The sequence below is a fragment of the Pirellulales bacterium genome, from assembly GCA_036490175.1.
Taxonomy (GTDB): domain Bacteria; phylum Planctomycetota; class Planctomycetia; order Pirellulales; family JACPPG01; genus JACPPG01.
Window position 1 is genome coordinate 1 of record DASXEJ010000071.1, and the last position, 13,891, is coordinate 13,891.

At 58.7% G+C, this 13,891-nt stretch carries 9 protein-coding genes; 2 read left to right on the forward strand and 7 right to left on the reverse strand.

Going from position 1 to position 13,891, the window contains the following annotated elements; all coding sequences use genetic code 11:
• Positions 1-149: 149 nt before the first annotated feature.
• From VGG64_04750 to VGG64_04775, 6 genes are all read right to left on the reverse strand, one after another.
• Positions 150-965 (reverse strand): class II glutamine amidotransferase, encoded by an 816-nt coding sequence (locus tag VGG64_04750; protein HEY1598887.1) that lies wholly within the window; start codon positions 963-965, stop codon positions 150-152.
• A gap of 275 nt (positions 966-1,240) precedes the next feature.
• Positions 1,241-2,509: a glutamate-cysteine ligase family protein gene (locus tag VGG64_04755; protein HEY1598888.1), complete on the reverse strand. Its 1,269-nt coding sequence runs from the start codon at positions 2,507-2,509 to the stop codon at positions 1,241-1,243.
• A complete protein-coding gene (locus VGG64_04760) occupies positions 2,506-3,975 on the reverse strand; it encodes a RimK family protein (protein ID HEY1598889.1) in 1,470 nt (489 codons plus the stop codon). Before VGG64_04760 ends, VGG64_04755 begins: the two co-directional genes overlap by 4 nt.
• Positions 3,953-4,696, reverse strand: coding sequence for a hypothetical protein (locus tag VGG64_04765; protein HEY1598890.1), 744 nt, complete (start codon positions 4,694-4,696; stop codon positions 3,953-3,955). Before VGG64_04765 ends, VGG64_04760 begins: the two co-directional genes overlap by 23 nt.
• Before the next feature lie 311 nt (positions 4,697-5,007).
• Positions 5,008-6,762, reverse strand: a complete 1,755-nt coding sequence (locus VGG64_04770; GenBank protein HEY1598891.1) for a redoxin domain-containing protein — start codon at positions 6,760-6,762, stop codon at positions 5,008-5,010.
• A gap of 202 nt (positions 6,763-6,964) precedes the next feature.
• Entirely contained in the window at positions 6,965-7,888 is a 924-nt protein-coding gene (locus VGG64_04775) for a sugar phosphate isomerase/epimerase family protein (GenBank protein ID HEY1598892.1), read from the reverse strand.
• Between the two features lie 253 nt (positions 7,889-8,141).
• On the opposite strand from VGG64_04775, the gene VGG64_04780 reads away from it, so the two are divergent.
• The gene (locus VGG64_04780) at positions 8,142-10,484 is read left to right on the forward strand and encodes a dienelactone hydrolase family protein (GenBank protein HEY1598893.1); all 2,343 of its coding nucleotides are present in this window, start codon (positions 8,142-8,144) and stop codon (positions 10,482-10,484) included.
• A gap of 199 nt (positions 10,485-10,683) precedes the next feature.
• On the opposite strand, the gene VGG64_04785 is transcribed toward VGG64_04780, so the two are convergent.
• Positions 10,684-11,121: a carboxymuconolactone decarboxylase family protein gene (locus VGG64_04785; GenBank protein HEY1598894.1), complete on the reverse strand. Its 438-nt coding sequence runs from the start codon at positions 11,119-11,121 to the stop codon at positions 10,684-10,686.
• Between the two features lie 392 nt (positions 11,122-11,513).
• On the opposite strand from VGG64_04785, the gene VGG64_04790 reads away from it, so the two are divergent.
• Positions 11,514-13,796 carry a hypothetical protein gene (locus VGG64_04790; protein HEY1598895.1) on the forward strand — a complete coding sequence of 761 codons (2,283 nt, stop codon included), beginning with the start codon at positions 11,514-11,516 and terminating at the stop codon, positions 13,794-13,796.
• Positions 13,797-13,891: the final 95 nt, after the last annotated feature.

The following is a 13,891-nucleotide window of genomic DNA, read 5'->3' on the forward strand; positions in this document are numbered from 1 at the left end:
GCTCGCCACCCTGCGCCGCCGCAGTCTGCGACAAAAGGTTTTTGAACTACGCCTGGCCGGCCCGGGCTCGCGAAAAATACGACAACTACTGGAATACACCGTCACAATGGCGGCGTAAAACTGCAAAAGTCGAACTTAGAAGCACGAAATCAAATGCGCAGCCACCGCACGATGAAGTCTGCATCAACGCTCAGCACATGACCGTCGGGTACTTCGGCCCAAGCCTGGTCGCCAATGGGCTCGGATGCCACCGCTACTCCCCGCGACGTTCGCGATCTGTTGCCCGCCGTCGCCACTATCCTATCAAACGGCCCATTTCGATTCGTCCACCATAAGCTGTGTTTCCAGCGCGAGGCCAACAACACGACTCCATCGGTAAGCAGGAAGTTCAGACGTGTCGGCTCGCTCGGCCCTGTGGACGCGCTGCGAGCATCCAACAGGCGAATCGCGGCGGCCATTTCGGTCGCGACCAGATTCACGTCGCCGCACGGCTGCAGGATCGCTTGACCCGCGCGTCGCAATCGGCTCAAGATCCAAAAAAATACCTGTTCGCTATCGGTGGTCCCGCCCACGTGTTGACGCAGGTCAAAATCTGTCTCGTCGACCAGGACGGGCCGCAGTATGTCATATCCGGTGACCGTTCCGTTGTGCGCGAACATCCATCGTCCGCACGTGAAAGGATGGACATTAGCCGGGCACAGATCTCCTACAGACGCCTGACGAACATGACCCATTACCATGGGCGAAGCAATACGCCCCGCCGCGGCCACGAACTCGGGATCATCCGGCGCCGCCGTAGGTCGTCGAACGGTCCGCGGCTGTTCGCCTTCGTAGTAGCCGATTCCCCAACCATCGCGATGAGTTTCCCCACGCCAGTCTCGGCAGCTCTGCGTTATCAGCGAGTGCGCGCCGTCAACTAACATGCCGACCGCAGCGAGCGGAGTACTAGCAATATGGCCGTACATGCGGCACATCGGGCGCACCTATGGCAGCTTAATCGAAAGTGCAGGGATCCAGTGGCGCCAGCTGAGCAGCGGCAAACGGGAACTGAGGCCGTGCAGCATGAGTCACGCACATAACGAGCCGCACGGCGCAAATTCAAAATATTGGGGACAGCTGAATTATACCGGCACCCCAGCGAACGGCCTAGGTCAGAGCCGACCCGTGGACCAATGGTGCGATACACCTTCCTGTGGCCGTGAGAATTCAACACAAGTATCGATTGCGAACCAAGCCGACGCTAGGAACCGGTGCTCGTGGAAAACATCTCGCCTCGCGCCAGGCAAGCGCACAGCCGCGAGTAGACCTCGTGCAGATTGGACCGATCGATCGCCCCGGTCGATCTCCCGACGGCTTGCAGAATGCGCCGCGCGAGCGGCCCTTCCCGCAAAATTACTCCGAGTGCATGGTCGGTTTCGGCCGTTCGGCCGGCACGATCGGGGACCGATTCGTGAATGTGTTGCCACAGATCCGCCAGTGAAGAAGATGCCCCTTTGACGCCGAATAGTCGCAAGAATTCTGCGTCGCGCATGATCGCTCGCTCGCCGTCGCGGATGGCCGCCTGCAAGACCTCGGCTAGTCGTTCGGCCGGCCACTGTTGTTGCTCGGCAAGCCCAACGAACCGTTCGTCGACGAGTGCTCGTAGCGCGCCGACGGCCAGTCCACACACGGCCAGGTCGGCCGCAGGGCATTCCTGAATGTCGAGAACTCGGATTTCGATCGTATTGCGCTCGAAGCGAGCGATCGCACCGCGAGCGTTGAGCCATTCGTGTTGTAGCACTCCCGCCGGATCGTGTGGCGCGATGTCCGCATACAATCGACCAAGAATGGTCTCCCGGTAATGCACCTCGCTAAACACCGCCTCCGGCACGACGTGGCCCGTGACCGAAGGTATTCGTTTACTGTTTCCCCGATAGACGTCCAGGCGGGTATCCAGAGTGCCAGTCGCCACGCCGTCGACGATCGGACTGCTAGCGGCGATGGCCGGTAAGATCGGCAGTACCACGCGAATGGCAGCGTGTAGCCGCCCGAACTCCTCGTCGTCGGCAAACGGGAGATTCAAATGCACGCTTTGCAAATTCGACCAACCATGTCCGCGGCAGTCGAAGATTTTGTTGAAACCTTCGTAGATCTCATTGCAATCGTGCGGCCAAAGCTTCGTTTCTCGCAGCGGGTCCATCCAGGGGTGCATGCCGCCGGGCAATAGTCGAGCGCCATGGCGCGCTAAAAGTTCGTTGATGCGGCGCACCTGCGCCTGAAATGTACCAGCTAGCGGCACGAGAGACGTGGCCGGATCCGTGGTTTTAAGCTCCACGACGTGCGCCACCAGCTCGTTCGACCAGGAGATATCTCCGGCTTCGATCTCGCCAACGTACTCGTCCCCTCCGGCGGCATCGCGCAGCAACTCGTCCGCGATGGGACAAACGTCGAGCGACGCGGCATCGACGATCATGTACTCCAACTCGACGCCGTAAGCCTGGAATAGTCGCAAACGCAGGGCAGTACTCATGGAATTCTCTTGCCAGCCTTGGTTTCCTCGATGCGCTCGAGAAAAACCTCCATCATGCGGGTGTAAAGCTCGGCCTTGAGAAAGGCGTCTTCCACGCCGGCATCGATATTTGGATTGTCATTGATCTCGATGACGTAGCAATTTCGGCCGCTCTGCTTGATATCGACGCCATACAGGCCGTCGCCAATGAGGTTTGCAGCCCGCAGCGCAGTATTGATCACCTGGCGCGGCGCCTGTTGCACGGGAAAAGTTTCGGTGCGACCATAACGACGCTTGCCCGAGGATTCGTTCTTTATGATCTGCCAGTGGTCTGGAACCATGTGGTACTTGCAGGCGAACAGCGGCTGTCGATCGAAGATGCCTACCCGCCAGTCGTAAATCGTGGGAAGGAACTCCTGCGCGATCAGCAGGTCCGACTTTGCCAAGAACTTGTCCGCACAGTCGTCAAGCATCGCCTGGCTCTCAACCTTGACTACGCCGAGCGAGAAGGCCGCGTCGGGCTGCTTAAGTACGAAAGGAAAGCCCAATTCATTCCCGACCGAATCGATATTGTCCTTGTTGACAATGACGGTACGCGGAATGCGGACCTTGTGCCGGCTGAGCAACTCGGCCAGATATACCTTGTTCGAGCATCGCAAAATAGATTCTGGATCGTCAACTACAACGAGCCCCTCCATGGCCGCGCGCCGCGCAAAGCGGAAAGTATGATGGCTTACGGCCGTGGTCTCGCGAATGAACAAGGCATCGAACTCGGCCAGGCGGGCGTAGTCGTCGCGGCCGATCAAGTCTGTGTGCAAGCCACAAACCTCGCCCGCGCGGACAAAACGCTCGATGGCCTTTTCGTCCGACGGAGGGAGGGGATCCTCAGCACTTACCAAAAGCGCCAGATCGTATTTCTGCGGATGTCGCCGACGAATCGCGGTCCGTCGCCCCGCAAAATGCTCGGTCGCCACGTCCACGACAAACGAACGATGCTGAGACGGAATGCCGTCGACGGGCACAGGGCCAATCTGTCGCAATTGCCATTTGCCATTGCGCGTAAATTGAGCCCGCAATAGCGGCGCCTGAAAAAGATTAAATAGATGTAGGCTTAATCGATCGTAACGCCGTGCTAGATTCCGGCCAAAATAAATGCTTAGCGTGAACTTATCCGATTCGATCGGCGCCAGACTGTCTTGAATCAGGTCGTCCAGATCGTCCGACACGAACCGCACGACCGTCTGCGATTTCATGTCCTGGATCGTCATGATGTTGGGCAGCGGCTTATGTCCGCGCGCCGTAGCCAACAGCGTAACGTAGTAACCCAAACTCTGATAACGATACGACCGGCAGAGGTTGAAGACCTTTGCGTTCCGCAGCTCACCGTATTCCGGCTTGGTGAGATAGCTCTTGGCATCGACTACAGCTACGCCTGGGATGTGGAACGGCCACTCGCTGGCGTTGTTAACGACTATCAGTACCGGCATGACTTCCTTGTTTGCGCACTTTGCGCGGTTCAATAATCAGCAAATTCGCGTCGTAGGTGATAATGCCCAGCAAGATGGCGCAGATCACACGATCGATACTCACGACATACCGATTGCCACCCGAGACAGGATTTGTCTCTAGAGGATCCGCCACCAGCACTTCGCGCGTTTCTTTGTTGTAGCCGCAGAGCACGACGAAATGCCCGGTCGGCTCGCCGCGCACGCTGTCCGGCTCGCACAGCGGGCCATATTCGCGCTCGGTGCGGTGCAAATACGTGGCGCTCAATCCGGTCAGCACGGGCACCGAACGGTTGAGATACTTTCGGATCAGTGCGCCTGTTAGATCTTCAAAGCGGAGTTGCCCGCCGAGTTCCAGAAACTCCAAATAGGCAAGCGTGGCCACGCGCAAAATGGGAGCGGGTTTGCACTCCATCTGCCGGCGCAGATTTTGTGCCAGGTCGATTTGCTCGGACCGAAACCAGGTAGGATCGAACAGCTGCAAGTTGTAGGTGAAGATGGTTGCGTCGTAACCGCGCCGCAACGCATGACATCCCAGCAGTACGTCGAGCGTCCCGCCGCCGGCCACGCGCGGCACCTCGGAGATCACCTGCTCCAAGTCGATCTCATCGCCGTGATAGCGATACACCGAATGAAGACATGTGGGACCGCAGGTGTAGTCATCCGGCTGCGTCAGCATCTCCACGATCAGTTTCGATTCCACTCCGCCTCCCAATAGTCGACCTGATGGGCCAGTCAATCGCCGGTCGCTAGGTGTTAAGCTTCAGCGATTTTACCCATTTCGCCAAAATCGGACGAGAGCAGCCTGGCAGCCCGCTGGGAGCTGCCCGCCGGCCGCAAACACTGCGGGCTGGGATACCGTTAGGAATGCACTAGGCGGCTGATTGCCGCCGGAGACCGTGCATTTCGCAGATCCGCGAGCGAAGTCAGGGGCGAAACCTGAAACGGGCTGGCATGGGGAAATGGGGAGGTGACGGTATCCGTATTGCAGGCCGCCCCTGCGCAAAGTGACGATTACTTCGACGGAGGCTGGCCTGGCAATGTAGTGAAGTAGCCAATCATCATTTCGTCCCAGGTTTGCTCACCCCAACCGACGTTCCGCATCGGGTCCGGGTTACTCAGATTGCTCTCCGAGTTGTCATAGTGGGCCGTACAGAGCAACTCGGTGCCTCGGGGTAGTAGTTTTGGCTCGGCCAGGTCGTAACGCATCTGCCAGTTGAAGTCGTACTTCGGTACGTCGAGCAAGATTTCCTGGCGCCCATCGGGATACCGTGCCTCGTATCGAAACGCCTTGCCACGCATGTGCATGTGAGGGGTCATCGACACCAAGCGAACATCCTCGCCGAACCGATGGTGCGACCTCTCTTGATGATTGTCGGCGCCCGCCGGAATCCGCAGCCTGGTGTTGGCAGCCTCGTCGCCATCGATCCGCTCGCGTACTTCGCTGGGATCGGCAAAGACCAGGCCCACGCAACTACGGTCTTCTTGCGGCATGCCATTGGGAGTGTAATGAATTTGGAATACGACCTTCGAGCCCGCCGGCACTCGCAGTGCCGCCCCTTCGGGATACTTCGATGGCGGCATGCCTGGCGCGTAACCCACAAGCGCTCCTCCGCCTAACCCCAGGCGCGCGGGCTGCTTGGGCCGCACAAAACCTACAATGATATGATGGACCACGCTCCTGTTGCCCGGCCGTGCTTCGATGGCCTTGATCCATTTATCCTCTTTGAAAAACGGATCTACCAGAAAGTAGCGGTATGGCAATGTTCCCTGGGCGGCCACCTTTACGGGCTTCTCTTGGATGTAAACCACCTTGTCCGGCTCGGGGATCTGCCAGCCTTCGACGAACTTCGGCGACTCGGGCAGGTCCTTGAGATCCCCTTCCGGACAACCATTGTCGACCCAATCGTAGATCAGTTGCCGTTCGACGTCGCCGAGGCGTGCGTCGTTGGCAAACTTGCCGTGCGCGGGGTTGGCAAACCAGGGAGGCATACGTCCTTCCTGAACGACTTCGCGCACCGTCGGAGCCCAACCGACAGCCTCTTCGTAGCTAGTCAGAGGAAACGGCGCGATATCCCCGGCGTGGTGGCAGTTGACACAACGTTCGTTAAGGAGTCGAGATATTTGGTTGCTGTACGTAACGGGTCCTTGCGGCTCGGTTTTGGCCACGCGACCAATTAGGCAGCCACCGGCCTGGGTCACGGGCTGGCTAACGTCGCGGCCTGCCAACAATTCGTCGACGGCTGAAGCCAGGTCGCGCCGTGTCGGGGTGGGGCGTTGAAACCCCACACCGTACTGATCATCGATTCGACCGGCGTAACGAACTACACGGTCGCCGTCCAGAACAAAGACTTGCGGCGTCCGGACGGCACCCAAACCATCGGCCAGCGAATTGCCCACATCCTTCAGAATCGGAAACGTGAGGCTATGCTGGCGGGCAAATGCCCTGATCTCGGTAAGTGTGTCCTGACGGTTGGAATTGATCCCCAGCACCGTCACCCCCTGCGGGCCGTATTCTTGGGCAACATGCTCTAGCCGTCCGGCATAGAGTTTGGCGAGGGGGCACTCGTTGCCGAGAAATGCCAGCACGAGAAGCTTCCGCCCGGCATAGTCGGAAAGCGCGTGGGGCTTGCCATATTGGTCGCGCAAAGAAAACTCGGGAGATTTCTGCCCGACAATGCTCTCCCGACGTTCCGTATCGCCGGCCCACGCCGAATGCGAACCTATTGTGAGCAAGCCTAGGATGAACAGAGCAGGGAACTTGCGCATACCGAATCAACCTCTTATCTGTTCTCTGAGCAACTTGCCCCTCTTAGTGCTGCCTACCCTGGCGGCGATGGGTAATCCTCTCCCACATTACCCCCGCGAACGCAAGCCGGTTTCATCCCGGTTTGGCGGCGCCGGCCATCCATTCTGAGCTACCCCACCGGCTGTGCGAAGTTCCGGCATTTCCGCCCGCTGATAACACGGCTCAACTGGCAAAGATTCGGTCCATATTGGCAGCAATCGTCTGCAATCGATCGTGTCCGCCGCCGGGGATTTCGGCTGTCGCCCAGCCACTGTATTTAATCGTACGCAGGGCTGCCATGACAGCGGGCCAGTCGCAATCACCTTGCAACAGCTCGACGTCGAATCCCTTCCCCAACCCTTCTTCGTTTTGCTTCTTGCGGCTGAACTCCTTGATGTCGAGCTTCATGATGCGCGGGCCAAGGGTCGTGATCCAATGCTCGGGCCAGCCATAGCGGAGCACATTGCCCACGTCAAAATAGGCTCCCACCAAAGGCGAATCGAACTCGTCAATGTAACGTGCCTCTTCCAGCGGGCTGAGCAGAAAATTGTTCCAAACGTTCTCGAGGGCAATCTTGATTCCCAACTCGTTTGCCAATGGGATCGCCTTGCGAATCTCGACCTGCGAGCGCGTGTAAGCATCGGCGTACGAGACTTCCTTATTCACTACCGCCGGCACCAGCAGTACCGTAGTTCCGCCGTACTGCTTCGCATCATGCAGTGCTATCTTTAGCCCTTCCAATCCACGCGCACGAACCGTGGGGTCGGGATCGGATAGAGTGTCGCGCCAGTGGACCGAATCCACCACCCCGTGAATTGGCAAGCCCACTTCATCGCGCGCTCGCAAAACTTCATTCGAGTCGAGCTTACTAGGGCTGTCCATTTCGACGCCGTCAAAGCCTAACTCCTTGAGCAGTTGAAACTTTTCCTTCACGGAATTACCGGCCTGAATCATGCCGTATTTTACAGCCTTCTTCAGCTGCTTTGTCTGAGAATCGGCGGCGGCTGCGACCGTATGCCACATCGGCGCTGCGTTTGCGGCCGCCAATCCGGCGACAGCCGAAATCTTGAGAAAGTCGCGCCGGCCAGGTTGATCGTGGGCCTTCATTCTTGCTCCTCCGTCTGAACCAAATATAGTGGGGCTGGCCGAAATACCCTACAAGCGCGTTGGGCGCGACTGCCAATTATTGGCTGCCTGCCATAATATTCGTCGGTTGGTCGGCCAGCAACCACCGCTCGCGCCGATTCAGTACCTGCTGATGTTGGAGATAATGTTGGTTCCCGCCGACCGTCTATTGCTGACTTGATCCTCTGCCTGCATCCATCAACTAATTAACGTCACCCATGCCGAGTGCACTTCGATGGCAATCCTTCGTACGATCGCAGCCGGCGTATTCTGCGCCTCGATGTTTACGGCAACTGCAAGCGGTGCGGCTGAGGAATCGCTGGCCGGCACCCAGCCGCTCACTGCAACGGGAGATTTCGCCCTGCAAATGGTCAACGGCATCGACACGTTTCTGTTGCGCAAAATCGACGAATCCATCGCGGCCCGGACCACGTATTGGCACCGCGACAGTTCGTCGCCCGAGAAGTACAACGAATCGGTCCAACCGAATCGCGCGCGGCTGGCAAAGATCATTGGCGCCACCGATGCTCGTGTTCCTTTCGAAGGTTTGGAGATCATCGCGACGACGAACCTGCCGACGCTTGTCGGCGGTTCCCAAAAATTCGAAGCCATGCAAATTCGTTGGCCCACGCTGCGCGGCGTTTATGGCGAAGGATTGCTACTGCACCCGACACACGACAATCCCGTAGCAGATGTGATTGTTATTCCTGACGCCGATCAGGCGCCCGAAATGCTCGCTGGCTTGGAATCGGGGGATCGGGCGCTGCCGGCCAAACAACAGATTGCCCGCCGCTTGGCCGAGAGCGGCTGCCGCGTCGTAGTGCCGGTGCTGATCGATCGCGACAACAAGTACTCTGTCGGAGCCGGCGGCGCGCGACCAACGAATCAGCCGCATCGCGAGTTCATCTATCGCCAGGCATATGAGATGGGGCGTCATATTATCGGCTACGAAGTGCAAAAGATGCTAGCGCTGGTCGATTTCTTCGCTGCCGACGCCACTCGCACGAAGCAGAAGCGACCCATCGGCATTTTGGGCTATGCCGAAGGAGGATTGATAGCACTGTACGCTGCAGCGCTCGATACGCGCCTCGAAGCGACCTGCGTCAGCGGCTACTTCGCGCCGCGCGAGCATCTGTGGGAAGAGCCAATCTACCGCAACGTATTTTCGCTGTTGAGCGAATTCGGCGACGCTGAACTGGCCTCGCTCGTGGCGCCGCGAGCCTTGGTGATCGAGGCCGCGCGCGCGCCGGACGTCTCTGGTCCACCCAAGCCAGGTCCCGGTATCAGCGGCGGAGCGGCTCCCGGCAAGCTTACGACGCCCGACGCTAAGATCAAGATTTCCAAGGAAATTGTCCGCGCCGGCAGTCTTGCTGGACTGGCTTGGAAAGTAGCGCAAATCAATAGCGAAGGCGGCTCCGGTCCGCCGGGCGACCTTGAGACGCTCGCTACGTTCCTGAAATACCTGCGCGACGACGCGGCACTCGCCCCCCTCGGCCCCGATCCGATCGTCCATCGTCCGGCCGATCCATTACGGCTGAAGCGGCAATTCGACCAGCTGGTCGACTACACGCAGCATCTGCTGGCCGATTCTGACACCACGCGGCGCGCCTTTTGGGCCCGGGCCGACCGGCAATCGCGCTCGATCGAAAAATGGCAGGAGTCGACCGCCTCCTACCGCAAATACTTTTACGACGAAGTCATCGGCCGCTTCGACGTCAAGAAGTTACCTCTCAACGTTCGCACCCGCCGGGTATTCGACGAGGCGGAGTTTACAGGCTACGAAGTGGTATTGGATGTATTCGCGGACGTATTCGCATATGGCATTCTGCTTGTACCAAAAGACATCCGGTCTGGCGAACGGCGGCCCGTGGTGGTTTGTCAGCATGGGCTGGAGGGTCGCCCGCAATTCGTGGCCGACCCGACGGTGAATGACCACCACTACAACCAATATGCCGTGCAACTCGTCAAACGTGGCTACGTGACCTACGCGCCTCAGAATCCGTACATCTTCGAAGATCGTTTCCGCACGTTGCAACGTAAGGCCAACCCACTTGGTAAAACGCTTTTCTCGATCATCGTGCCGCAGCACGAGCAGACGGTCGATTGGCTGGCATCGCTTGAATTTGTCGATCCCGCGCGGATCGCCTTTTATGGCTTGTCTTACGGCGGCAAGACGGCCATGCGTGTTCCGGCAATCGTCGAGAAGTACTGCCTGTCGATTTGCTCGGCTGATTTCAATGAATGGATCTGGAAAAACGTCTCTGCGCACAGTCCCTATAGCTACTTGCACACGCCTGAGTACGAGATGTTCGAGTTCGACCTGGGAAATACGTTTAACTATTCCGACATGGCGAGCCTGATCGCGCCGCGACCGTTCATGGTCGAACGTGGTCACCGCGATGGTGTTGCGCCCGACGAATGGGTGGCCTACGAGTACGCCAAGGTGCGACAATTATATGCGGACTTAAAAATCCCCGAACGCACGACGATCGAATTCTTCGACGGCCCACATACGATTCACGGCGTGGGAACGTTTGAGTTTCTGGACAAACAGTTAAGGTGGAATCCGCAACGGTGAATGCGAGTATCCAGGCCGGGACAATCATCTCTGTATCGACGACGATTCGTAAAAGGGACCTCTATGAGCACGATCAATGGGATGGGCACGTTGCGCGATGGTTGGAAGCGTTGCCGACGCCACGGCGCAACAGCGATCGTAAAGACGATGTGGCGAGCTTGCTGACCGCACCAACAAGATCAACTCGATCGTTCACAAACTAACTTTTAGACGGATGCGCGCGGTGGGCAATCGCGATGCGATTCCAGGCGTTCATCATGGAAATGATCAGTGTCAAGTCTACAATCTGCTGCTCCGAATAGTGTTGCGTCAACGCGTCGTACACGTTGTCGGGCGCGTGTGTATGCGATATGTCGGTAAGGGCCTCGGCCCAGGCCAATGCGGCATGCTCTGCATCGTCGAAGAATTTGCACTCATACCAGGCCGCTAGGCAATCGAGTCGCTGCTGCGATTCGCCATGCTCGCGGGCCTGGTTCGAGTGCATATTGACGCAATAGACGCACCCATTGATTTGTGAAATCCGCAACTCCACAAGCGTCCGCAACTTGGGGTCGATGCTCGTAATGTGCGTATTGACCGCGGAGAGAGCATCGGCCGCAGGCCGATTTACAACGTAATAGTTGGCACGAGTGCTCATAAGGGATCCTCGAGAGGTCTTACGAAGGGAGTCTGCCACGGTATATCCGTCAGTCACTGTCGTCCAGCAGGCGACATCCATACGCAGCCTGCCTATCTCTCCAAAGTGGCTTTTCTCTGGATGCACGCTTGGCCTCGCCTCCTCGACTCGGTTCCACTTTTGCTAGCACAATTGCCCTTTGCGCGCCCGACGGCATTTGGTATTTCACCCCCGTCGAATCCCCTTTCCAAACCTGGCAGCCGCTGGGCCAACGGTGCGTAACTTCGCACAGTGCGGTCAATGGCTGCGGTGGTTTTGTGCGCGCGGCGTCAACGTTCCCATCTTAAAGACGCGGCTGCGGTGGATTGCCTGGGCGTTTGGCTCACATCGGAAATTCGCGGGAGACTCAAGTCATGAAGCGGATGATGATCCGTCTGTCGGCACTAACGGCCGTACTCTCTCTAGGCACGTTTGCCGTGGTGCAGGCGCAACGCAGCACGCGTCCGACAGAAGCCGAGGTGGCGTCTGACGAGCCCGCGCGGCTGAACGTCGACGAGCGGGCCGTCAAGCCAATGCCGCAGCCGACCGAGTTGTACACGCAGTCGGATCGCTATGCTCCGCTCGACACGCAAACCGCGGCGCCCGCCACCGATCCATTTGCAGCACAGGCCGCGGCGGGCCGCGATATGCCGCTGGCGGATGCTGGCAACTCGATGGTTCCACCGTCCGATTCACAGACTATTCCCACGGCTGCCGAAGCGATGCGCCGCTACGGAGCATCTCGGCAGCAGGCCGAGGGCCGCGCCAATATCCGCTCACTGGGATACGACGAGGCGCCCACCGCCGGCCAATCGCCCGATGATGCCGGTGACGCCAGCGCTGACGAAGGCGCTCCTTTCCCACCTGCGGCGGACCGCAACGAGCCGACCCTCGCTGCACCAAGAAGTCGCGGTGATCAAATGGCCACCCAAACCGATATTACCGAGGCTGATGCAAACTTACCTGCCGAGCCGCCCACGGGTGCGTTGATGCCTGAGACAACGGACAATCAGATTCAAGACGACGCACCGCGAAATTCTCTGCGCGGCGAGCCTCTGGCCGAGGATCGTTATCGACAATCGGCGACGCCGGTCAAATCGCGGGAGCCGGCGCTGTTGCCGGACGAGCCGCTAGACGACCGACAGTCGCTCGCGCCGACGAACAACTTTGCGCCGCCGGTCGATAATAACTTTGCACCGCGCGACAGCGACGCTTTCGCCTCGCCCCGTCAGACGCAAACTGATGCGCCTTCAGAAGGGGCCGGCCGCCCCGGTGGCAAGCATCTTGAAGGGCAGCAGACGCCTCATCTAACTGTTGAAAAAATCGCGCCCCCCGAGATCCAGGTTGGCAAACCGGCAGTATTTGTGCTGAAGGTTCGCAACACCGGCCAGGTTGCCGCGGCCCACGTCGAGGTTCACGATCAGGTTCCCAAGGGAACTCAACTCATGAGCACGACGCCCCGCGCCGCCGAGCCTAATTCAGGCGAGGTCGTGTGGTCGCTCGGCGCGCTCAAGCCGGGTGAGGAAATCAGCGTCGAATTGGAATTGATGCCGGTCGCTGAAGGTGAAGTTGGGAGCGTCGCTACGGTTCACTTCGCGGCCGAATCGTCCGTGCGGACCATGGTCACCAAGCCTGTCCTAATGCTCGACGTAAAGGCGGCCCACGAGGTGTTGCTGGGCGAAGACTTGAAGATGGCGATTAAGCTCACCAATACTGGAACAGGCGCGGCGACGGGCGTGCTAATACGCGAGGCCGTGCCTGATTTGCTGCAACATCCAGCTGGGACAGAGGTGGAGTACGACATCGGCACGCTGAAGCCAGGCGAATCGCGTGAGTTGGACCTGGTAATGCACGCGGTCAAGGCTGGCCGCGTGCAGAATATGCTCAGCGCGATTGGCGAAGGGAGCCTGCGCGTCGATCAACAGGCGGATCTCGAAGTGATCGCTCCGGCCTTGGCGTTGAAAATGGAAGGTCCTGGCCGCCGATATCTCGATCGCCAGGCAACCTATACCGTGAGCGTGTCGAATCCCGGCACCGCGCCAGCCAAGGAAATCTCGCTGATTACGCATTTGCCGGCCGGCCTCAAATTTGTCGAAGCTAACAATGCCGGCCAATACGATCCGCGTACACGCGCCGTGCAATGGTTGTTGGATGAACTGCCTGCGAATGAAACGGGCAGCGTGACGTTGACGACTGTTCCCATTGAGATTGGCGAGCAACTGGTACGCATCGAGAGTACCGCCGAGCGCGGCCTCTCGGCACAGGAGGAAAAGAAAATCCTGGTCGAAGGCGTGGCCGCGATCAACTTCGAAGTAGTCGACGTCGCCGATCCGATCGAAGTGGGGGGCGAAACAGCTTACGAGGTGCGCGTGGTCAACCAGGGCACAAAAACGGCTACCAACGTGCAAGTCGTGGCATTATTGCCCGAAGAGCTCAAACCGATTGGCGGCGAGGGCCCGGCGCGCTACACAATCGATGGCCAGCGAGTGCTATTCGAACCACTTGCACAACTGGCCCCCAAGGCCGACACGACCTATCGCGTCAAAGCCCAGGGACGTGGCCCAGGCGACGTGCGCGTCCGCGTGCAAATTATTACCGAAGAAATTCGCAAGCCCGTCACCAAGGAAGAGAGCACGCGAGTGTACGCGGACGAGTGACCACGTCTGCGACAGACCGGCGCTGACTCGGTGACGCGTTCAAATAGGAACTCGTTATGGCAAATTCAAAGAATGCTGAGACGATCGCCGAGCGC